General features: G+C 71.6%; 22 protein-coding genes and 1 pseudogene. 12 read left to right on the forward strand and 11 right to left on the reverse strand.

What is annotated here, in order from left to right; translation table 11 throughout:
• The 5 genes and pseudogenes from ACWDS7_RS13505 to ACWDS7_RS13525 all read right to left on the reverse strand — a co-directional run.
• Window positions 1-487 (reverse strand): annotated as a pseudogene (locus ACWDS7_RS13505) (hypothetical protein); the annotation flags it as partial.
• Between the two features lie 175 nt (window positions 488-662).
• Entirely contained in the window at window positions 663-1,601 is a 939-nt protein-coding gene (locus ACWDS7_RS13510; protein WP_451929512.1) for an amino acid ABC transporter permease, read from the reverse strand.
• On the reverse strand, window positions 1,598-2,266 hold the full coding sequence (locus tag ACWDS7_RS13515) for an amino acid ABC transporter permease (RefSeq protein ID WP_451929513.1): 669 nt from the start codon (window positions 2,264-2,266) through the stop codon (window positions 1,598-1,600). Before ACWDS7_RS13515 ends, ACWDS7_RS13510 begins: the two co-directional genes overlap by 4 nt.
• A gap of 59 nt (window positions 2,267-2,325) precedes the next feature.
• Window positions 2,326-3,135, reverse strand: coding sequence for a glutamate ABC transporter substrate-binding protein (locus ACWDS7_RS13520; RefSeq protein ID WP_306857044.1), 810 nt, complete (start codon window positions 3,133-3,135; stop codon window positions 2,326-2,328).
• Between the two features lie 34 nt (window positions 3,136-3,169).
• The gene (locus ACWDS7_RS13525) at window positions 3,170-3,925 is read right to left on the reverse strand and encodes an amino acid ABC transporter ATP-binding protein (protein WP_306857045.1); all 756 of its coding nucleotides are present in this window, start codon (window positions 3,923-3,925) and stop codon (window positions 3,170-3,172) included.
• Window positions 3,926-4,164: 239 nt separating this feature from the next.
• On the opposite strand from ACWDS7_RS13525, the gene miaB reads away from it, so the two are divergent.
• The 4 genes from miaB (at window position 4,165) to ACWDS7_RS13545 (ending at window position 8,427) form a co-directional block, all read left to right on the forward strand.
• Window positions 4,165-5,661, forward strand: coding sequence for a tRNA (N6-isopentenyl adenosine(37)-C2)-methylthiotransferase MiaB (gene miaB / locus ACWDS7_RS13530; RefSeq protein WP_306857046.1), 1,497 nt, complete (start codon window positions 4,165-4,167; stop codon window positions 5,659-5,661).
• A gap of 231 nt (window positions 5,662-5,892) precedes the next feature.
• On the forward strand, window positions 5,893-6,561 hold the full coding sequence (locus ACWDS7_RS13535; RefSeq protein ID WP_451929514.1) for a class III extradiol dioxygenase subunit B-like domain-containing protein: 669 nt from the start codon (window positions 5,893-5,895) through the stop codon (window positions 6,559-6,561).
• A gap of 118 nt (window positions 6,562-6,679) precedes the next feature.
• A complete protein-coding gene (locus ACWDS7_RS13540; protein WP_306857048.1) occupies window positions 6,680-7,297 on the forward strand; it encodes a helix-turn-helix transcriptional regulator in 618 nt (205 codons plus the stop codon).
• Window positions 7,294-8,427, forward strand: a complete 1,134-nt coding sequence (locus tag ACWDS7_RS13545; RefSeq protein WP_451929515.1) for an aminotransferase class I/II-fold pyridoxal phosphate-dependent enzyme — start codon at window positions 7,294-7,296, stop codon at window positions 8,425-8,427. The genes ACWDS7_RS13540 and ACWDS7_RS13545 overlap by 4 nt, the downstream gene beginning before the upstream one ends.
• Here the strand turns inward: ACWDS7_RS13545 and ACWDS7_RS13550 are convergent.
• A complete protein-coding gene (locus ACWDS7_RS13550; RefSeq protein WP_451929516.1) occupies window positions 8,379-9,359 on the reverse strand; it encodes a ribonuclease Z in 981 nt (326 codons plus the stop codon). The two genes, ACWDS7_RS13545 and ACWDS7_RS13550, sit on opposite strands and share 49 nt — an antisense overlap.
• A 19-nt stretch (window positions 9,360-9,378) precedes the next feature.
• Between ACWDS7_RS13550 and ACWDS7_RS13555 the strand changes: the two genes are divergently transcribed.
• A complete protein-coding gene (locus tag ACWDS7_RS13555) occupies window positions 9,379-9,894 on the forward strand; it encodes a methylated-DNA--[protein]-cysteine S-methyltransferase (protein WP_451929517.1) in 516 nt (171 codons plus the stop codon).
• Between the two features lie 77 nt (window positions 9,895-9,971).
• Here ACWDS7_RS13555 and ACWDS7_RS13560 read toward each other — a convergent pair whose 3' ends face one another.
• Window positions 9,972-10,319: an antitoxin gene (locus ACWDS7_RS13560; protein WP_451929518.1), complete on the reverse strand. Its 348-nt coding sequence runs from the start codon at window positions 10,317-10,319 to the stop codon at window positions 9,972-9,974.
• Window positions 10,320-10,500: 181 nt separating this feature from the next.
• Between ACWDS7_RS13560 and miaA the strand changes: the two genes are divergently transcribed.
• The 6 genes from miaA to ACWDS7_RS13590 all read left to right on the forward strand — a co-directional run bounded on the left by miaA (window position 10,501) and on the right by ACWDS7_RS13590 (window position 16,886).
• The gene (miaA, locus tag ACWDS7_RS13565; protein ID WP_451929519.1) at window positions 10,501-11,406 is read left to right on the forward strand and encodes a tRNA (adenosine(37)-N6)-dimethylallyltransferase MiaA; all 906 of its coding nucleotides are present in this window, start codon (window positions 10,501-10,503) and stop codon (window positions 11,404-11,406) included.
• A 94-nt stretch (window positions 11,407-11,500) separates the two neighbouring features.
• Window positions 11,501-12,307 (forward strand): diaminopimelate epimerase, encoded by an 807-nt coding sequence (dapF, locus tag ACWDS7_RS13570; RefSeq protein WP_451929520.1) that lies wholly within the window; start codon window positions 11,501-11,503, stop codon window positions 12,305-12,307.
• Window positions 12,308-12,368: 61 nt separating this feature from the next.
• Complete coding sequence (locus ACWDS7_RS13575) at window positions 12,369-14,645, forward strand: tetratricopeptide repeat protein (RefSeq protein WP_451929521.1); 2,277 nt, start codon at window positions 12,369-12,371, stop codon at window positions 14,643-14,645.
• Window positions 14,646-14,882: 237 nt separating this feature from the next.
• Window positions 14,883-15,641 (forward strand): SDR family NAD(P)-dependent oxidoreductase, encoded by a 759-nt coding sequence (locus ACWDS7_RS13580; RefSeq protein ID WP_451929522.1) that lies wholly within the window; start codon window positions 14,883-14,885, stop codon window positions 15,639-15,641.
• A 123-nt stretch (window positions 15,642-15,764) separates the two neighbouring features.
• Window positions 15,765-16,127, forward strand: coding sequence for a phosphomannose isomerase type II C-terminal cupin domain (locus ACWDS7_RS13585; RefSeq protein ID WP_451929523.1), 363 nt, complete (start codon window positions 15,765-15,767; stop codon window positions 16,125-16,127).
• A 90-nt stretch (window positions 16,128-16,217) separates the two neighbouring features.
• Complete coding sequence (locus tag ACWDS7_RS13590; protein WP_306857062.1) at window positions 16,218-16,886, forward strand: HNH endonuclease family protein; 669 nt, start codon at window positions 16,218-16,220, stop codon at window positions 16,884-16,886.
• Here the strand turns inward: ACWDS7_RS13590 and ACWDS7_RS13595 are convergent, their stop codons facing one another.
• The 4 genes from ACWDS7_RS13595 to ACWDS7_RS13610 all read right to left on the reverse strand — a co-directional run bounded on the left by ACWDS7_RS13595 (window position 16,887) and on the right by ACWDS7_RS13610 (window position 20,094).
• Window positions 16,887-17,252: a PepSY domain-containing protein gene (locus tag ACWDS7_RS13595; RefSeq protein WP_451929524.1), complete on the reverse strand. Its 366-nt coding sequence runs from the start codon at window positions 17,250-17,252 to the stop codon at window positions 16,887-16,889.
• A gap of 148 nt (window positions 17,253-17,400) precedes the next feature.
• Window positions 17,401-18,342 (reverse strand): pirin family protein, encoded by a 942-nt coding sequence (locus ACWDS7_RS13600; protein ID WP_451929525.1) that lies wholly within the window; start codon window positions 18,340-18,342, stop codon window positions 17,401-17,403.
• Window positions 18,343-18,409: 67 nt separating this feature from the next.
• Window positions 18,410-19,507, reverse strand: coding sequence for a CU044_5270 family protein (locus ACWDS7_RS13605; RefSeq protein WP_451929526.1), 1,098 nt, complete (start codon window positions 19,505-19,507; stop codon window positions 18,410-18,412).
• A complete protein-coding gene (locus ACWDS7_RS13610) occupies window positions 19,504-20,094 on the reverse strand; it encodes an RNA polymerase sigma factor (RefSeq protein WP_451929527.1) in 591 nt (196 codons plus the stop codon). The genes ACWDS7_RS13605 and ACWDS7_RS13610 overlap by 4 nt, the downstream gene beginning before the upstream one ends.
• A 168-nt stretch (window positions 20,095-20,262) precedes the next feature.
• Between ACWDS7_RS13610 and ACWDS7_RS13615 the strand changes: the two genes are divergently transcribed.
• The gene (locus ACWDS7_RS13615) at window positions 20,263-21,195 is read left to right on the forward strand and encodes an SPFH domain-containing protein (protein ID WP_306857070.1); all 933 of its coding nucleotides are present in this window, start codon (window positions 20,263-20,265) and stop codon (window positions 21,193-21,195) included.
• Window positions 21,196-21,255 lie beyond the last annotated feature (60 nt).

The following is a 21,255-nucleotide window of genomic DNA, read 5'->3' on the forward strand; positions in this document are numbered from 1 at the left end:
CGCCCCGGTGCGGGAGATCGGGGTGCTCGTCGCCCTGATCGCAGGGTCGCTTGAACAAAGCCTGCTGGACACGATCCTGGAGCGTGCCATGACCGCCGGGCTGCTGCGAGCCGGTGATCGGCAGCGGGCCGGGGACCGGTGTGATCGGCCGCGGCTCGGCGCCGGGGAGCAGCAGGTAGAGGCGCTGGTCGGTGAGGTTGGCGAACACCACGCCCCCGCCGGGGACCACCGCGTAGGAGCGCCCGCCGTACTCGTGGACGCGGGTCCTGGCGCTCCACGGGGCGGCCAGCAGCTCGCGGCACACGCCGTCGGCGGCCCGGTGCACGATCGTGGTCCGGCCGCCCTCCGCGGGGCGGTCCTCGGTCCACCACACCTCTCCGCCGAGCACCGTCGGGAATCCCAGGCGCAGCCCGGACCGGGCCACCCCGGTGCTGGAGATCGGGGAAGGCCAGGTGGCGTACGGCAGGACGACCTGCTCGGGGGACATGGCGTAATCCTGCCCGATAACCCGCCGCCTGTCGCCGGTATGGCGCGCATCCCGCGCGACATGCGGTGATTCTGTGTCCCGGAACGCCGGAGGGCGGCCACCGCGACCGGTGACCGCCCTCGGCGGAACCTGGACAAGCTCCCCGGAACCGGGGCTGCCCGTATGCGGAGCCGCCTCAGTCCACCGCGGACACCTCGCCCGTTCCGGGCGCCACGACCGCTCCGGGCGGGGCGACCGGCTGGGCCGTCGACTTACGGCTGCGGCGGCTGCGCCTCTCCAGCCAGGTGGCGACGGCCCCGACGATCAGGTTGATGATGATGTAGACGATCGCGATGACGATCACTGCCGGGATGATGTTGTTGAAGTTGGACGGCAGCACGCGCGCCCCCGCGTTCAACAGGTCCTCGAACGAGACGATGAACCCCAGGGCCGTGTCCTTGAGGAGCACGACGAGCTGCGCGACGATCGCCGGCATCATGGCCGTGACCCCCTGCGGCAGCAGGATCATCCGCATGACCTGGCCCTTGCGCAGCCCGATCGCGAGTGCCGCCTCCGACTGGCCGCGCGGGATGGACAGGATGCCCGCCCGCACGATCTCCGCCAGCACCGACCCGTTGTACAGGACCAGGCCGGTCACCACCGCCATGAACGGGGTCACGGTCAGCCCGAAGACCGCGCTCCCGCCGTACATCACCGCGAAGATCATGATGAGCAGCGGGATGGCCCGGAAGAACTCGACCACCGCTCCCGCCGGGACGCGGATCCAGGCGTGGTCGGACAGCCGGCCGATGCCGAAGACGAACCCGAACGGCACCGCGATCACCGCGGCGACCGCCGCCGCGCTGAGCGTGTTGAACAGGCCGGGCAGGATCAGGTTGACCCACACGTCGCCCCGGAGGAACGGGGTCCACAGGTCGGCGTTGAGCTGGTTCTTCTCATCCAGCTTGGTCACCATCACGTAGACGGCGAACAGCGCGACGAGGACGACCAGCACCGTGAGCACGGTGTTGCGCATCTGGGCGCGCGGGCCCGGAACGTCGTAGAGGACGCTGGCCCGATCCGGCGCGGACGCGCGCCTACGCGTTTTTCTCGGTTCCGCGGTCAGCGTGCTCATCGAACCACCGCCATGCGCTTGGACAGCCAGGTGAACAGCAGTCCGGTGGGCAGAGTCAGGATCAGGAAGCCGAGCGCGAAGCCGAAGAAGATCGGGACGACCGCGTCGCCGTGCGACTCGAAGAGCGTCTTCATCGTCAGGGAGGCCTCACCCACCCCGATGGCGGCGGCGATCGTGGTGTTCTTGATCAGCGCGATCAGGACGCTGCCCAGCGGGGCGACCACCGCGCGGAGCGCCTGGGGCAGCACGATCATCCGCAGGTTCTGGAAGAAGGTCAGGCCGATGGCGCGGGCCGCCTCGGCCTGGCCGAGCGGCACCGTGTTGATCCCGGCCCGGATCGCCTCGCAGACGAACGCCGCCGTGTAGGCCGACAGGCCGATGATGGACAGCCAGAGATAGTTCGTGGACAGGCTCGTGGAGAACGAGATGTCCAGCACCAGGCCGAGACCCAGCCCGCAGAACACGATCACCAGCGTCAACGGGGTGTTCCGCACGATGTTCACGTACGCCGTGCCGATCCCCCGAAGGACGGGCAGCGGGCTGACGCGCATCCCGGCGAGGATCGTCCCGAGGACCAGCGCCATGAGTCCGCTGGCGAGCGTGAGCCGTATCGTCAGCCAGAACGCGCTCAGGATGACCGGGAATTCGTCGAAGAGTGCCTGCACTCATCCCTCCAATAGCCGTCGGCCGGGGCGTTCGCACGCCCCGGCCGATTCGTGGCCGATCAGTAGCGCTCGACGGTCGGCGGGTTCGTGAAGAACTTCCCGAACTCGCCGAAGTTGGCGTCGACGGCCTTCTTCCAGCTGCCGTCCTTGAACATCTTCTCCACGGCCGCGTTGAGCTTCTCGCGGGTGTCCTTGTCCTCCAGCTTCACGCCGATGCCGTACTTCTCCTCGGAGAAGGGCTTGCCGACGAGGCGGAACTTGCCCGGCGACTGGGTGGCGAACCCGGCCAGGATCGTCGCGTCGGTGGAGATCGCGTCGACCTGCTTGTTCTCCAGCAGGGGCAGGCAGGCGCCGTAGCCCTGCTGCTCGGTGAGGTACTGGCCCTTCCAGGCCTCGCCGAACTTCTCGACCAGACGCTTGGGCGAGGACGACCCCTGGGCGCCGCAGACCTTCTTGGTCTTCAGGTCGTCGACGCTGTTGATCGTCGTGTCGTCCGCGCGGGTCAGGATGTCCTGGCCGGTCACCAGGTACGGCCCGGCGAAACCGATCTTCTTCTTCCGGTCGTCGGTGATCGAGTAGGTCGCGATCACGATGTTGACCTGGCCCTGCTGGATGAAGGACTCGCGGTTGGCCGAGATGGCCTCCTTGAACTCGACCTTGTCGCCGGTGTAACCGAGCTCCTTGGCGACATACTTGGCCACGTCGACGTCGAAGCCCTTGAACGAACCGTCCGGCTGCTTCTGTCCCAGGCCAGGCTGGTCGAACTTGATTCCGACGACGAACTTGTCACTGCCGCCGCTGCACGCGGTGAGACTCGCCGCCGCGGCCGCCACCGCGATCACCACGGCTCCAATACGACGTACACGCATCTTGCTACCTCTTCTTCTTAAAGGGGGTGAGCCGCTAGTGCGTAAGGATCTTGGAGAGGAAGTCCTTCGCCCGGTCGGTCCGGGGTGCGGTGAAGAACTCCTCAGGTGTGTTCTCCTCGACGACCTGCCCCTCGGCCATGAACACCACCCGGTTCGCCGCGCGGCGGGCGAATCCCATCTCGTGGGTCACGACCATCATCGTCATGCCCTCCTGGGCGAGGCCGATCATGACGTCGAGCACCTCCTGGACCATCTCCGGGTCCAGTGCCGAGGTCGGCTCGTCGAACAGGATCATCTTGGGGTCCATGGCCAGAGCGCGGGCGATGGCCACGCGCTGCTGCTGACCTCCCGACAACTGCGCCGGATACTTCGACGCCTGGGCGCCGATGCCGACCCGGTCCAGCAGCTCCATGCCCCGCCGCTCGGCCTCGGCCTTGGCGATGCCGCGGACCTTGATCGGCCCGAGCGTGACGTTCTCCAGGATCGTCTTGTGCGCGAACAGATTGAAGGACTGGAACACCATGCCGACCTCGGACCTGAGCTTGGCCAGCGTCTTGCCTTCAACCGCGAGCGGCTGCCCGTCAAATGTGATTGTTCCGCCGTCTATCGTCTCAAGCCGGTTGATCGTCCGGCACAGGGTCGACTTGCCGCCACCTGAAGGACCGATGACGACGAGGACCTCGCCACGAGAGATCGTCAGATTGATGTCACGCAGGACGTGCAGGTTGCCGAAGTGCTTGTTGACATCCGCAAGCACAACCAGAGGAGTCGTGTCCCCGTTCTCCGTCATGGTGGACAACGTAATTCTGTAAAGGGCACCCAAGGCTAACCCTGCGGTACCGATCAGATCACGACCTGCCAGTTTCGGGTAAAAAATGGACCAGCTTCTGTCAGATCTGTGCGAAAGCGGCTGGATCGGGTGTCAGTTTGCACGGCACGGCGCTCTCCGGGACCGTCCCCGCCGCGCCCCGGCGGGCGGAGGGGGACGGTCCCGGAGGCCGTGCGGAGCGCCTACCCTTGTCTACTGAGATGACTGTCACCGTGGAGAGCGCCCGCACGTACGAGGTACGTACCTACGGGTGCCAGATGAACGTGCACGACTCCGAGCGCCTGTCGGGCCTTCTCGAAGACGCGGGCTACGTCCCCGCGCCCGAAGGGGCGACGGCCGACGTGGTCGTGTTCAACACCTGCGCCGTGCGGGAGAACGCCGACAACAAGCTCTACGGCAACCTCGGGCATCTGCGCCCCTCGAAGGTGAGCAACCCCGGCATGCAGATCGCCGTGGGCGGCTGCCTGGCGCAGAAGGACCAGGGGGAGATCGTCCGCAGGGCGCCCTGGGTGGACGTGGTGTTCGGCACCCACAACATCGGCTCGCTGCCGGTGCTGCTGGAGCGGGCGCGCGTCCAGCAGGAGGCCCAGGTCGAGATCAAGGAATCCCTGGAGACCTTCCCGAGCACGCTGCCGACCAAGCGGGAGTCCGCCTACGCCGCGTGGGTGTCGGTCTCCGTCGGATGCAACAACACCTGCACCTTCTGCATCGTGCCGGCGCTGCGCGGCAAGGAGAAGGACCGCCGTCCCGGCGACATTCTCAACGAGGTGCGGACCCTGGTCGACCAGGGCGTGCTGGAGATCACCCTCCTGGGCCAGAACGTCAACACCTACGGCGTGGAGTTCGGCGACCGGCTCGCCTTCGGCAAGCTCCTGCGGGCCTGCGGCGACATCGACGGGCTGGAGCGGGTCCGCTTCACCAGCCCGCACCCGGCGGCGTTCACCGACGACGTCATCGCGGCCATGGCCGAGACGCCCAACGTGATGCACCAGCTCCACATGCCGCTGCAGTCCGGCTCCGACCGGATCCTCAAGGCGATGCGCCGCTCCTACCGGGCCGAGCGCTATCTGGGCATCATCGAGCGGGTCCGCGCGGCCATGCCCGACGCCGCCATCTCCACCGACATCATCGTGGGCTTCCCCGGCGAGACCGAGGAGGATTTCCAGGGCACGCTCGACGTGGTGCGCGAGTCGCGCTTCGCCAACGCCTTCACCTTCCAATACTCCATCCGGCCCGGCACCCCCGCCGCCACCATGGACGACCAGATCCCCAAGGAGGTCGTCCAGGAGCGTTACGAGCGGCTCGTCGCCCTGCAGACCGAGATCTCCTGGGAGGAGAACAAGAAGCAGGTCGGGCGGACGCTCGAGGTGCTGGTGGCCGAGGGGGAGGGCCGCAAGGACGAGGCGACCCGCCGCCTGTCGGGCCGCGCCCCCGACAACCGCCTGGTCCACTTCGCCCCCGGTGAGGAGACCCCGCGCCCCGGTGACATGGTCGCCGTCGAGGTGACCTACGCGGCCCCCCACCACCTGGTGGCCGACGGCCCGGCGCTGAAGCTCCGCCGCACCCGCGCGGGCGACGCCTGGCAGGCCCGGCAGGCCGCCCCGGCGGCCACCGGTCCCGGGGTCATGCTCGGCATGCCCTCGATCGGCCGCCCCGCCCCGGCGCAGGAGTCCGCGGGCTGCTCCACCTGCCCCTGAGTGAGCCGCCCGGATGAGGCGGCCCCATCCGCGCCCCGCCGTACGGCGCCCGTCGGGCCGTACGGCGGCGCGCTGCTCGCGTGCCCGTACGGCGACATGCTGCCCATCCGGCCGTACGGCGGTGCGGTGCCTGTCCGGCTCCCTCCGGCCGTCCGGCGGTGCGCGGCGCGGTGCCCGTCCGGCCTGCGGCGGCGGGCGGCCGCGGCGGAGGGACTCCGTTAGTCTGGCCGGGTGCTTGCCGCCGTGGCCGTCTGCCCGCATCCTCCGCTGCTGATCCCCGAGCTGGCCGGTGCCGCGGCCCCGGAGCTCGACGAGCTCCGGGCGGCCTGCGCCGCCGCACTGGGCGCCCTGCGGGACTGCGCGCCCGACACGATCGTGGTGGTCGGCGGCGCCGACCAGGCCGGAGACCATGGCGCCGACGCCGCCGGGAGCCTCGCGCCCTGGGGCGCCGACGTCCGGGTCGGCGCCGGTGAGCCCGTCCTGCCGCTCTCCCTGTCGGTCGGCCGCTGGCTGCTGGAGCGGGAGGGGATGGCGGCCTCGCGGTTCCACGCCGTGCCGTTCGACGCCTCCGCGGAGACGTGCGCCGCGCTCGGCGCGCGGCTGGCGGGCGGGCCCGGCCGGGTGGCGATGCTGGTCATGGCCGACGGCTCCGCCCGCCTCACCGAGAAATCCCCCGGATACCTGGATCCCCGCGCGCAGCCGTACAACGCCGCGATCGTCGGGGCGCTGGCCCGGGGCGAGGTCCCGGAGCTGGATCCCGGCGAGGCCGCCGAGCTGTGGGTCGCCGGCCGTGCGGCCCTCCAGGTCCTCGCCGGAGCGGGCGGTTCCCTGAACGGCGAGGTGCTCTACGACGACGCCCCCTACGGGGTGGGCTACTTCGTCGCCCGCTGGGTGGAGTGATCCCCGGCCGGTGACCGGCGCGTTCTCCGCGGAGGGGACGGCCCCGGGTCCGTCCCGTGTCCCGTCCGCACGCCGGTCGTTTGGACAGAAAGTCCAAACTGGACTTATTGTCTTAATCATGAACGATCCGAGGGTGGCGCAGTGGTCACCCGTGTGCGCGGCGATCGCCGCACTGCTCGCCCCGCACGCCGAAGTCGTCCTGCACGACCCGGAGCGGGACGAGATCCTGGCGATCTGGAACCCGATGTCCGGGCGGGAGCCCGGCGACCCCTCGCTGCTCGGCGAGCTCGACCGGCTGACCCCCTCCCCGTCGGGGGTGTACGGGCCCTACGAGAAGCTGCTCGCCGACGGCCGGCGGCTGTCCTCGGTGAGCGCGGTCGTCACCGGCGCCGAGGGGCGCCCCTCGGCGCTGCTGTGCGTCAACGTCGACCGCACCCCGCTGGACCAGGCCGCCGCCCTGCTCACCGCCTTCGCCGCGCCCGTCACCGAACGGCCGGGGGCGCTGTTCGAGCAGGACTGGACCGAACGGGTGGCCGAGACCGTGGGCGCCTTCGTCCGTGACCGCGGGCGTCCGCTGGAGCAGCTCACCAGGGAGGACCGCCTGGCCGTGCTGGCCGAGCTCGACCGGCTCGGCGTGTTCGGCGTGCGGCGGGCCGTTCCGGTGGTGGCCAGGGCGCTGCGGGTGTCCCGTTCGACCGTCTACACCCTGCTGTCCGATCTCAGGAGCACGCCATGACCTTCCTGCCCGACTTCAAGCTGGAGACCCACTTCTCCCGATGGGAGTTCGCCGCCCGCCACCACCTGACCGCCTCGGACGCGGAGACCATGTCGATGGCGGAGCTGCTCGCGCTCGCCGACGGCGAGGACCGCCGGGCCTGGGCGGAGCTGCGGCTCGGCTACACCGAGACGTTCGGCGACCCCGGCCTGCGGGAGGCGATCGCGGCCACCTACACCGGCGTGCGGCCCCAGGACGTCCTGTGCTTCGCCGGCGCGGAGGAGGGCATCTACCTGGCGATGCGGGTCCTGCTCGGCCCCGGCGACCACGCCGTCGTGATCACCCCGAACTACCAGGCGGCCGAGACGGTCCCGCTGTCGCTGTGCGAGGTCACCGGGGTGGCGCTGGACGCCGGACGGGACTTCGCCCTCGACATCGGGGCGGTCGAGGCGGCGCTGCGGCCCAACACCCGGGTGGTCTCGGTGAACTTCCCCAACAACCCGACGGGGAAGCTGATCCCGGAGGCCGACTTCCGGCGCCTGGTGGAGCTGTGCGACGCGCGGGGGATCCGCCTGTTCAGCGACGAGGTCTACCGCGGGCTGGAGCTCGACCCCGCGCGCGTCCTGCCGCAGGCCGCCGACCTGTCCCCCCGGGCGCTGTCGCTCAACGTGGTCTCCAAGGCGTACGGCCTGCCCGGGCTGCGGGTCGGCTGGATCGCCTGCCGCGACCCCGAGCTGCTGAGCAGGCTGGAGCGGGCCAAGCACTACACCTCCATCTGCAACGCGGCGCCGAGCGAGATCCTCGCCCGGATCGCGGTGAAGTCACGGGAGGCGATCCTGGCCCGCAACCGCGGGATCATCGCCGCCAACCTGCCGCTCTTCGACGCCTTCTTCGCCGAGTTCGCCGACCTGTTCGAGTGGGCGCCGCCCGAGGGCGGCTGCGTCTGCTTCCCCCGCTACCTGGGGCCCGGCTCGGTGGACGACTTCTGCGAGAGCCTGGTCGAGGAGGCCGGCGTGCTGCTGCTGCCCTCGGGCCTCTACCGCTCCGAGCTCACCGACGTTCCCGCCGACCGCTTCCGCCTGGGGGTGGGCCGGCACGGGGCTCAGGAGGCGCTCGACGCCTTCGCCGCCTGGCTGCGCGCCCGCCGGTGAGAGATCCCGCGGTCCCGCCGGGGGACGGGGACGCGCATCAGGTCCTGGGCGAGGACGACGTCGCCGTCGAAGGACCCGTGGGCCTCCTCCAGGAAGCGGGGCCCGTCGCCGGCGTCGTAGCGTTCGGAGAAGTGGGTCAGGACCAGGCTGCGGGCGCCGGACTCGGCGGCGATCCGGCCCGCCTGGGCGGCGGTCAGGTGGCCGTACTCCTCGGCCAGCCTGGCCTCGGAGGACAGGAACGTCGACTCGATGATCAGTAGGTCCACGCCCTCGGCGAGGGCGAACGCGCCCTCGCACAGCCGGGTGTCCATGATGAACGCCGCGCTCTGGCCGGGCCGGGGCTCGCTGCAGTCGGCCAGGCGGACGACGGACCCGTCCGGGGCGGTCGCCGTGCCGGTGCGCTGCAGCTCGCCGACCGACGGGCCGCCGATCCCCCGTTCGGCGAGGAGCTCGGGGATCATCCGGCGGCCGTCCGGCTCGTCGAGGCGGTAGCCGTAGGATTCGACGGGATGGGAGAGCGGGCGCGCGGTGAGCGTCACCGGGCCCGCCTCGAAGGCCGCGACCGGCCCGGAGAGCGGACGCTCGGCGATCACCGAGGTGTCGGCGAAGGAGCTGGCGTGGCGCAGGCGGCGCCAGTAGGTCTCACCGCCGGCGGGATAGGCCGCCTGGACCTGGTGGGCGACGCCGTCCCGGGCGATGCGCTGGACGATCCCGGGGACCCCCAGGCAGTGGTCGCCGTGGAAGTGGGTCACGCAGATCCAGGTGATGTCGTGGGAGCCGACGCCCGCGTGGAGCATCTGGCGCTGGGTGCCCTCGCCGGGGTCGAACAGGAAGCCCTGACCGTCCCAGCGCAGGAGATATCCGTTGTGGTTACGGTGGCGGGTGGGCACCGCGCTTGAGGTGCCGAGGACGACGAGTTCGCGAAGGGACACAGTCCACATGGTAGGAACCGTGGCGTTCGGGAGTGTCCCGACACCGCTGGGGGACATGCTCGTCGCCGTCACGGAGACCGGCGTGGCCGGGGTCGGCTGGAGCAGCCGGGAGGGGCTCAGGGCCCGCCTCCTGGAGGGGCTCAAGCTGGTCGAGGTGGACGACCCCGGCCGGACGGCCGCGGCACTCGGCGAGCTGGCCGGATACTACGCGGGCGACCTGCGGGCCTTCAGCGTCCCGGTGGACTGGCGGCTGACCTCGCCGGTGCAGCGCAGGGTGCTCGGCACGCTGTACGAGACGGTGGCCTACGGCCAGGCCGTGACCTACGGCGAGCTCGCCGCGCGGAGCGGGACCGGGGTGCCCGCGCGCGCGATCGGCTCGATCATGGGGGCCAACCCCATCCCCATCATCGTCCCGTGCCACCGGGTCGTCGCCGGGAACGGGCTGGGCGGTTTCAGCGGGGGAGAGGGCGTGGAGTCCAAGCGGTGGCTGCTGACCATGGAGGGCTACCTGCAGCCGACACTCGACTGGGACTGAACCGGTCGGGGCCGGGCGGGACGCGCGGGAGCCGCCCGGGGGCTTCGCCGGGCGGTCCGCGTCAGAAGTCGCATCGCTCAACCGGTGTGCGGAGGCCGGCCGGCCTCACCGGAGCTCCGAGGCGCGCCTGTCTCGCCAGGGGCCTGGGACGTCCCGGTCTCGCCAAGGGACTGTGAGGTGTCGGGCTCGCCAGGGACCCGGGGCGTGACCGTCTCGCCAGGGACCGGGGACGTCCCGGTCCGGCCGTCGATCATGTCCGCCCGCTGCCTGGCCTGATCAGCCGCGGCGTCGATGTACTGGTCGTACTTGCCGCCTGTCTTGTCCTTGGCCATCTGTGCTGCCTTGTCGATGCCCTGGTTGGCGAGCTCTTCGGCCTTGGCGCCGTGCTCGCCGAGCATGCTCCGGAACTTGTCGAAGATCGACATAGGCTGTTCCCCCAATTACCGTGATGCGAACTGATGGGGCAAAAGGACCGGTTTGATGGCTTCTTGATGGGATATGTCCGGTTTTGGGTCCGGGGAAACGGAAACCCGTGTCAAAAGACGTCCCGCGGTCTCGCCGAGCACCGTCTCTCATGCACCCCCGATGAGTTGACACACTTGTCCCGTGCGTCAACTACCAGTCATCGCCGTCATCGGGCCCACGGCGGCCGGGAAGTCCGATCTCGCCGTGGACCTCGCCCTCGAACTGGGGGGCGAGGTCATCAACGCCGACTCCATGCAGCTCTACCGGGGAATGGACATCGGAACGGCGAAGCTGTCCCTGGCCGAGCGCCGTGGGGTCCCGCACCATCTGCTCGACATCTGGGACGTGACCAAGACCGCGAGTGTGGCCGAATACCAGGCGCTGGTCCGGCCGATCATCGACGGGCTGCGGGACAGGGACGTCGTGCCGATCCTGGTGGGCGGTTCCGGACTCTACGTGCGGGCCGCCCTCGACGGCCTGGAGTTCCCCGGCACCGATCCGGAGATCCGCGCCCGGCTGGAGGCGGAGCTGGAGCGCACGGGCCCGGCGCCGCTGTACGAGCGCCTCCGCGAGTGCGACCCCAGGGCCGCCGAGGCGATCCTGCCCGGCAACGGCCGCAGGATCGTCCGCGCGCTGGAGGTCGTCGAGTTCTCCGGACGGCCGTTCTCGGCCACGATGCCGTCCTACGACGCCGTCTACGACAGCGTGCAGCTGGGCGTGGAGGTGCCCAGAGAGGTGCTGGACGCGCGGGTCGCCTCGCGGGTGGAGCGCATGTGGGAGGCCGGGCTGGTGGCGGAGGTCCGGGAGCTCGCCGCGCGGGGGCTCGCCGGGGGCCGTACGGCCAGCCGCGCGCTCGGCTACGCCCAGGTGCTGCGCTTCCTCGACGGGGAGTGGACCGAGCGGCAGGCGATGGAGGAGACGGTCCGGGCGACGCGCAGGTTCGTCCGCCGTCAGGAGTCGTGGTTCCGCCGCGACCCCCGGGTGGTCTGGCTCCCCCAGCAGGCTCCGGACCTCCTCGACCAGGCGCTCGCGCGGGTGCGCCGGTGACCTCGGCGGCGCGGGGGCCGGGGGGCCGCCGGGGCGCCGGGGCCGGGCCCCGCTCGCCGCGGGAGCTGTGACGGGCAGGGCCTAGAGTCGGAATATGCGATTCGCAAAGGGACACGGAACCGAGAACGACTTCGTCATACTTCCCGACCCCGACGGTGAGCTGGAGCTGTCGGCCGCGCTCGTGGCCGCGGTGTGCGACCGGCGCGCCGGGATCGGCGCCGACGGCGTGCTGCACGTGATGCCGACGAAGCTCAGCCCCGAGGTGGCCGACCAGGCGGATGCGGCCGAGTGGTTCATGGACTACCGCAACGCCGACGGCGGCATCCCCGAGATGTGCGGCAACGGCGTGCGGGTCTTCGCCCGCTACCTGGTCGAGGCGGGGCTGGCGGGGCCGGGTGAGTTCGGGGTGGCGACCCGGGCGGGGGTCAAGCGCGTACGGTTGGCGGAGACCGGCGACGTGACCGTCGACATGGGGCTGCCCCGGCTGCTGGGCGGCAGCCGCACGTCCGTGGCGGGCCGGGAGTACGAGGGCCTCCACGTCGACATGGGCAACCCCCACCTGGCCTGCGTCATCGGCGACCCGGTGGCCCAGCTCGACCTGAGCCACCAGCCCGCGTTCGACCCGGAGGTCTTCCCGGCCGGGGTGAACATCGAGCTGCTCAACCCGGTGGGGCCGCGCCGGGTCGTGGTGCGGGTCTTCGAGCGGGGCTCGGGCGAGACGCGCTCCTGCGGCACCGGCGCGGTCGCCTCGGCCGTGGCCGCCGCGCAGCTGTCCGGAGAGACCACCGGCACCTGGGCGGTCGAGGTCCTGGGCGGCACCGTGACGGTCACCCTCGACGAGCACACCAGCTACCTGTCCGGTCCCGCCACTCTGGTCGCTTCGGGCGAACTCACCCTGTGAGGGCACACCCGTGAGCCGAGTCGTTTGGGGCATGCTCGCCGACCTGGCAGACTGACGTCCCATGGACGTGGACATCTGGGCCTGGGTCGGCGACACCCAGCGGCAACTGCACGAAGCCGGGCACACCGGTCTGGCCATGGCGATCGGCGACGTGCCCGCGCAGGCGCTGGAGGGCCGATACTCGCAGCTCGACGTGCTCGCGCCGGCCATCGCGCAGCAGGCGGAGAACCTGGAGCTGCCCTGGCTTGAGTTCTACGCCCGTTACTGGCACCTCATCGGCCGCGTCGGCGACCGGGCCCAGGGCGCGGTCGCGATGGCCGACGCGGAGACGCTCGTCGAGTTCGCCGGACGCGAAGACGTCCGTGAGTGCCCGGCCGCCCCCGGCGCCGTCATCGCACTGGCCGTCGCGCAGGCCAACACCGACGGCCCCGGCTACGCGGCCGAGCGGCTGGCGGCCCTGGCCGCCGCCGAGGTCGGCCCTGAATCGCTGGCCTTCTCCGCCATCGCCGAGCAGTACGTCGCGGCCCTGATGGACGCCGGCCGCGGCGCGGAGGCGGTCATCCACGCCGAGTCCGCCGTGGCGAGGCTGGGCGACGCCGGCCGCGAGGCGAGCTGGGAGCTGGGCGCGGCCTCGGTCCGCGCGCTCCTGGCCGCCGGCCGCGCGCAGGACGCGCTCACCGCGCTCGACGCCGCGACGGGGTTCAAGCCCGACGACCCGGTGGCCAAGCCGCACCGTGAGGGCGTGCTGCGCGCGCTCGTGCTCGCCACCCTGGGCCAGGTGCAGGAGTCCGTCGACGCCCTGCCCGACCTCGACGTGGTCGGCGAGCACCCGCGCGACTGGGTCGAGTGGACGCACGCCATCCGCGAGCTCGCCGGGTCCGGCCGGATCACCAACAGCTGGCAGCTCGGCCGGGTGCTCAAGCAGTGGATCGACTACTTCGCCATGATGGGCGGCTACCGCGCGCGGGTCGACCTCGCGCTCGTCGCCGGTGACCTGGCCATCGCCCGGCAGGGTGTGTGGCAGGCCCGCCTGCTGGCCGAGGTCGCCGAGTCCGCCGCCGGTGAGCTCAAGGCCCCCGGCGACGTCGCCGAGCGGATCGCCGCGCTGCGCGCCGCCGCCGACGGGACCACCCCGAAGGAGGCCCCCGGTCCGCAGGCCGAGCTGGTCGGCTACTTCGACGCCGCCGACGGCTTCAACGCCGACCCCGAAGACTGGGTGGGCTGGCTGGCCCCGCTGTCCGGGCAGGACCTGGCGGCCACCCGCCGGCACACCACCACGATGGGCTTCCTCGGCTACCCCGCCAAGGGCGCCGACGTCTACTGGACCATGCTGGTCGAGTCCGGCGGCATCGAGACCGCCGACCCGCAGGACGTCTCCTACCTCACCGGTCTGCTGATCGAGGCCCGCCAGGACGAGCGCCTGGAGCAGATGGCCGAGCGGCTCCCCGACGCCCAGCGCCATCTGGCCCTGGGCCGCCTGCACCGCGCCCGGGAGCGCTGGGAGCAGGCCGCGGCCGAGGGGGAGGCGGCGGTCGCCGCCGGCGCGGGCGCCGAGGCGAGCCGGCTGTGGTCGATGGCGGTGCAGCAGACCGGCGACAACGCCAAGGGTGCCAAGATCCTGCGTGACCTCCTCGACGCCGGGGAGGTCGAGCAGGAGGACATCTGGCGGATGATCACCATGGCGACGGCCGCCGAGGACTGGGAGACCGTCCGCGCGGGCGCCGCCGCGGTCGGCATGCCGCTGCAGTCGACCGAGGGACCGATCGAGGAGGAGATGGGCCTGGTGCGCGTCATCCTGCCCGCCCCCGACGGCAGCCAGCGCGCGGTCATCAGCGTGCGCACCGGTCCGGCGACCGCCCGCCTGGCCATTCCGCAGCCCCCCGGCATGGACTACAACGCCGGCGACCTGGTGGTCTTCGACCCGCAGCTGCTGGAGCCGATCCCGGAGAAGCCCGAGGACCAGGAGGGTTTCATCCCGCCGTTCGCCGCGGTCAGCATGCTCCGTCCGGGCGGTTACACGAGCTGGTTCTTCGACGGCGCGGCCCCCAGCGAGGCCGACTGGACCGAGTTCAACGACGTCATGGCCGAGCGTGGCTGGCCGATGTGGGTTTACAGCGACGAGAACTACACCGTGACCCACCCGACCTCGGGTGAGCGGCTGCCCGGCGTGTTCGGCTGGGTCGCGGTCCCGCCGGACGTCACGCCGGTCGAGGTGGACGCGCTGCTCGACGACGCCACCGAGCGCTGGGTGCACCCGCTGGCCTGGCTCGACCTGGCCAAGGCCGTCGACGTCGAGGTGGAGCGGCACGAGCGCATCACCAAGGAGTACGGCCTGTAGGCGGGCTCTCCGGCGGCCCTGCGCGCCGCCGGGGCCGCGCGCCGGCCCGACCGCCGCGCGGGGCCCCGGCTCCCGGCCGCCGGCTCCGGACTCACCGCACCGCCCGTGAGGCGACCCCCTCACGGGCGGTGCGCTCCCCGCCTCTAGAATCTCATTCTGTGCGTTCCGCGCCCGGGGCTCCGCAGGTGAGTCCGGTGCGTGGACGCGGCGAGTCCGGTGCGCAAGAGGAGGATCTGGATGCTGGACCGATTCCGGCTGGACGGCAAGGTCGCGATCGTCACCGGAGCCTCCTCGGGGCTCGGCGTCGCGTTCGCGCGGGGCCTGGCCGAGGCGGGCGCGGACATCGTGATCGGCGCCCGCCGCAAGGACCGCCTTGAGGAGACCCGGCGCCTGGTCGAGGAGACCGGCAGGCGGTGTGTGGCCGTGGCGACCGACGTGACCAGCCCCGAAGACTGCCAGGCGCTGGTCGAGGCGGCGGTCACCGAGCTGGGCGCGGTGGACATTCTGATCAACAACGCCGGTGTCGGTACGGCGGTGCCCGCGCTCAAGGAGACGCCCGAGCAGTTCCGGCAGGTCGTGGAGATCAACCTGCACGGCACCTACTGGATGGCGCAGGCCTGTGCCCGGGTCATGAAGCCGGGCTCCTCGATCGTCAACATCGGCAGCGTCCTGGGGGAGACCACGGCCGGACTGCCGCAGGCCGCCTACAGCGCCTCCAAGGCCGCGGTCGTCGGGCTCACCCGCGATCTGGCCCAGCAGTGGACCGGCCGGCGCGGCATCCGGGTCAACTGCGTCGAGCCCGGCTTCTTCGCCTCGGAGATGACCGAGCAGTACGCCGAGGGATACATGGCGTGGCAGCTCGAACACCGCGTCCTGATGAAGCGTCCCGGTGACCCGGCCGAGCTCGTCGCGGCGGCGGTCTTCCTCGCCTCCGACGCCGGCTCCTACGTGACCGGGGCGGTGATCCCGGTGGACGGCGGCATCCTCGTCACCTGAGCCTCCCGGGCACCGAAGGTAATCGTATTCTCCCGGTTAAGTGTCCGGTTCCGTGGAGCACGCGGATCCGTTACGCACGTGTGCAAGAGTTCCCGTCATATGACGGAAGCGGATGGAGGCATCTTGCTGAAGATCGACCGGCTCGGCGCGATCGTTCGCGACGAGCGCCCCTGGGGTGGGTTCGAGCGTTACACGCTCAACGAGACGTCCACCGTGAAGATCATTGACGTGGCGCCCGGGCAGCGGCTCAGCCTGCAGCGGCACGAGCACCGGGACGAGCTGTGGGTGGCCCTCGACCCCGGCGCGGTGTTCGAGATCGACGGTGAGCGGATCGAGCCCTCGGTCGGCGACCGCGTGCTCATCCGGGCGGGCCAGACCCACCGCCTCAGCTCCGCCGGCCAGGCCACCAGGATCCTGGAGATCGCCTTCGGCCACTTCGACGAGGACGACATCGAGCGTCTCGAAGACTCCTACGGGCGGATCTGAGGAGCCCCGGGCGGCGGCTCACGCGATCCGCTCGATATATGGGGTAATTTGCCACTTCATGGGTAGTCAATGCGCGTGAGAGGTGGCAGAGTGCGGTCGGCGCTGGGACGAGGTGCGGTCGCCGCGGCGACCGCGTTCACATTGGCGGGCTGCGGCCTCGTGGGGCAGGGGGCCGACGGCCGGCTCGCCGACCAGGGGACCTCCGCCGCCTCGGCGCTCAAGAGCCTGGAGAAGTTGCAGGTCAAGGGCCGTGCCCCGATGACCGGGTTCGACCGGGAGAAGTTCGGTCCCGCCTGGTCGGATGTCGACCACAACGGCTGTGACACCCGTAACGACATCCTCAAGCGCGACCTCAAGGATGAGACGTTCAGACCGGGCACCCATGACTGCATCGTGCTGAGCGGGGTCCTCGACGACCCCTACAGCGGCAAGACCATCAAGTTCGAGCGCGGCCAGAAGACCAGCATGGCGGTGCAGATCGACCACGTGGTCGCCCTCGCCGACGCGTGGCAGAAGGGCGCCCAGCAGTGGCCGGCGAGCAAGCGCAAGGAGCTCGCCAACGACCCGCTCAACCTGCTGGCCGCCGACGGCCCGCTGAACGGCCAGAAGGGCGCCGGTGACGCGGCGACCTGGCTGCCGCCGCGCCGCGCCTACCGGTGCACCTATGTCTCGCGCCAGATCGATGTGAAGGTCAAGTACGACCTGTGGGTGACGTCCGCGGAGAAGGACGCCATGAAGGCCGTGCTGAACTCCTGCTGATCACTCCCGGTGGTCGCGCTTGAGCCTGATGATCTCACCGGTCGTGGCCGACACGTGGACGTCGTACTCCCAGTCGTTCCTGCGCAGCTCGACCTTCCAGACGGCCTGGCCGTACTCCCACTCGCGCTCGACCTTGGTCACGCGCCCGCCGAGGACGCGCTTGCGGGCGATCTCGGCGGCCTTGTAGTACGAGATGTCCGTCACGGCGGCCGGCGCGGCGGCGGACGCGGTGGTGGAGGACACGGTGGCGGCGGACACGGCGATGGAGGAGGCGGCCCGGCCCGCGGCGAGGGCGGTGCCGCCCCCGCCGGCCAGGAGGGCTGCGGTTCCGATGGTCGCGATGGCGATCGCGGTGATCTGTTTCATGGATCTAGATCTGCCGCGATCAAGATAGGGCCGTGCTAAGCCTCCGCTAAAAAGAGCGTCACGTCTGCGCCGGCGCGGCGCACCGCCCCGCGCCGGCCCCAGCCGCAGGCCGGTCGGCGGACGCGGCCCCTGGCTTTCGGCCGGGTCGTCAGCGGACGCGGCCCCTGGGCTTCAGCTGGGTCGTCGGCAGGGCGGGGGCCGGCAGCGGGGCGCCGTCGAACCCCCGGACGGCGCCGAAGACCCCGTCCTCCGCACCCTCCGCCCACTCCTGCCGGAAGGCGACGATCTCGTCGTGGCTGCGGCCGATGAAGTTCCACCACATCACGATCTCCTCGTCGAACGGCTCGCCGCCCAGCAGCAGGAGGCGGCCCTGCCCGCGCAGCCGCAGCTCCGGCCGGCCGGAGCCGAGGTACAGCAGCGCCCCGCGCTCCAGCCGCGAGCCGGCCGCCTCGACGTCGCCGGACAGCAGGAGAGCCGCGTGCTCGAAGCCGGGCTCCAGGGGCAGGTCGGCGCCGCCGGACAGTGTGATCTCCGCGCCGACCAGCGGCGTGTAGGCGCGGGCCGGGGAGACGGCGCCGCCCAGCGATCCCATGATCACGGTGATCCGCGCGTCACCCTCCTCCAGGACCGGCAGGTCGGCGTGGTGCTCGAAGTGCGGGGCCGTGTGCCGGTCGCCGTCGGGCAGGGCCACCCAGAGCTGCACGCCGTGCAGCAGCGCCTCGGCCGACTCCTCCGAGTGGGAGATGCCGCGCCCCGCCGTCATCAGGTTGAGCTGGCCCGGCCGCACCTCCTGCAGGCTGCCGAGGCTGTCGCGGTGCAGCACCTCACCCGAGAGCAGCCAGGTGACCGTCTGCAGCCCGGTGTGCGGGTGCGGCGGCACGCGCATGGCCGCGACCTCGGGACCGTAGTCGTCGAGAAAGCACCACGCGCCGACCATCCGCCGCCCCCGGCTGGGCAGCGTGCGGGTGACCGTCATCGCGCGTGGCCCGCCCAGCGCCACCGCGTGGCCGGTCAGCCGCTCGACGACCGGTCCGGCCGCGGCGGTCGCGGCGCACCGGGTCTCCCTCGGGACTGTTTCCAGGTTGCTCATCCCCTGACTGTACGGCTCGCGGGAGCGTCAGCCGGCCGCCGAGACCGCCCGCCCCGGCCCGGCCGGCTCACCCGGTCTTGCCCACCGGCTCCGGGCAGGCGGAGGCCGTGTCCGCCGCCAGCTCGGGCGCGTCGGGCGGGGAGTCGGCCACGGTGACCGAGAGCTGGGCGGTCGAGGCGACCAGGCTGCCCACCGGGGACTTGGCCGTCTTCTCGTCGACCACCACGCCCCGCTCGCCCAGGAGCTCGTAGGTGTCCGGGTCGAAGATCAGGTCCTCCCGCACGCCCGCGGAGACCCGGCCCACGCCGATGCCCCGGCGGCCCGCCGCGTCCTCGGCGTCCCGTACGACGTCGACCCCGGGGATCGTCCCCACGGCCTGGAACAGCGCCGCCCGCTGCGCCGGGGGCAGGTAGTTCTCCCGCAGCATGTCGCCGGCGGCGGTCCACGCGGCCCCGTCCTTGGAGCTGCCGCCGCGCTCGCCCGTGTAGAGGTGGGCGCGCATCCCCTCGGCGTCGGCCGGCAGCTTCTTCAGGCTGGCGTAGTCGGTGCGCAGGTGGTCGGGGGCCTTCCCGCAGATCGGCAGCCGGCGCCACTCGGTGCCGCTGTCGCGGTGGGCCTCCGGCGGGACGGGCCAGCCGGGATAGGCGCGCGGCTCCAGATGTTCGATCCTCAGCGCGCCGTCCTTCTCCCCGTTGGCGGACTGCCAGATGGCCCGCTTGGTCCGGTAGAGATACCGCCACTCGGCCTGCGTGTTGCCGTCGGCGTCGGTGCCCATGCCTCCGAACGCGCCGTACATCGTCTGCGACTCGACCTTGACGAACTGGTCGTCACGCGGGTCGAGGTCGCTGCGCGCGGCCGCCCGCGCGGCCCTGCCGAGCACCTCGGTCGCCGACATGGGGGCGATCTTGGGCATCGCCACCACCACTTCGGCGCCGCCTGTCCGCGGCTCCGGCGCCCGCACCGTGACCGTCACGGCCACGGTGGCCGCCACCGCGAGCGCTCCGGCCAGTGCCACCGCGTAGGGCCTGCGCCACAGCGGCCCGCGGCCCGCGGTGGCCGTGGTGGCCGCGGCCAGCCTCCGCCGGGCCGCGTTCTTCGCCTCCTGGCCGTACGGCGGCGCGTCCGGGCGGATGCCGGCCATCATCTCGATCTCGTCGTTGTTCATGCGTGCGACTCCAGTGAGCGGCGGATCTTGGTCCGGGTGCGGGAGAGCCGGGACCGCACGGTCCCGATCGGGATGCCGAGCGCCTGGGCGGCCTCCTCGTAGGTCAGTTCGGCCCAGGCCACCAGCAGGAGCAGGTCCCGCTCGGCGGAGCTGAGCCCGGCCAGCGCGGCGGCCAGTGCGGGCCGGAGCCGGTCGGCGGTGACCCGCTCGGCGCTGCGCTCCTCGAACTCGGCCGCCGGTTCCGGGGCCTGCCGGGCCAGTGCCTTGAGCCTGCGGACCTCGGCCCTGCGGTGGCCGGAGATCAGGTTCGAGGCGATGCCGTACAGCCAGGGTCTGGCGTCGGTCCTGCGCAGGTCGTAGCGGGCCCGTTTGCGGAACGCGACCAGGAACGTCTCGGCCGTCACGTCGTCGGCCGTGGTGACGTCCTCCAGCCGCCGCGCCGCATACCGATGGATCTCGTCGGCGTGCCGGTCGAAGAGCCCGGCGAACCTGTCGGGATCCGCCAGAGACTCCTTGATCAGCGCCGCGTCATCGGAGGGCGGAGGCAGCGTGGGCACTCCGGCCTGTTGGGGGAGCGCCAGCGTCACCACCCGTTTCGTCCAGTCATCAGGAGAGTTCCTTCCGGGGCGCGTCCGCGCCCTCATCCCTACTCCGCCGCTCGGCGTCCCCCGGTTCCCGCCCGGCGGGGGCCTGCCGGACGCCGCCGGGCGGCACTAGGATCCGCCTTCGGTGAACCGGGAGCAAAGGGAGAGGCGATGAGCGCGCAGAAGGCGCAGAAGACCGGCGGCCGGCGGCTGCTGTTGAAGGGGTTCCTGCTGGCGGTCGCCGTGGTGGTGGTCTCCGGCTTCGTCCTCAGCGGGTGCTCCCGGGTGAGCACCCAGCCCGACGAGATGGTCCTGCACTACGCGGGCGGCACCTTCGAGGCCATCAAGTTCGAGAAATGCATCAACCCCTCCAGCGGCGCCACGCTGCTCGGCCCCGGCGACACGGGCTACTCCTACCCGTTCGGCCAGCGGACCTTCGACTTCACCGGGGCCGAGGACGCCGAGTCCAAGCCGCTGTCGGTGGTCTCCAAGGACAACGTCGAGATGACCGTGTCCGGGGTGGCGACGTTCACGCTGAACACCGAGTGCAAGACGCTGCAGCGCTTCCACGAGAAGATCGGGCTGAAGTACCGCGCCTACTACGAGGACGGCGAGTCGGAGGGGTGGCGGCGGATGCTCAACATCTACCTGCGGGTGCCGCTGGACCGGGCGCTGGACGCCGCGTCCCAGGAGTTCGAGTGGCGGGGGCTGTTCAACGACCCCAAGGTGAAGCAGGCATGGGAGGCGCGGGTCGGGGTGCTGGCCCGGGAGTTCATCAAGGAGACGGCCGGGGCCGACTACTTCTGCAACCAGAACTACTCCGGCGGCGGTGACTGCGGCGACATCTCCCTGACGATCCAGAAGCCCGAGCCGCCGGAGGCCCTGGTGAGCGCGCTCGCCTCCGAGCAGGCCGCCAAGGCGGAGAACATCGCCCAGGCCCAGCGCAACGCCAAGGTCCGCACCGAGCTCGAATCCATCAAGGACCTTGTCAAGGTCCTCGGCCCGCAGGGCGCCGTGCTCTGGCAGGCCATCCAGAAGGGGCAGGTGTCGGTGGTCCCGGTCCCGCAGGGCAGCAACCTCAACATCACCCCGCAGAACCGCTAGCGACCCCGCGCGGCCGGCGGGACGTACGGCCCGCGCCGCCGCTCGGCGGGCGGCCGGTCC

This window comes from Streptosporangium sp. NPDC003464, assembly GCF_053588315.1.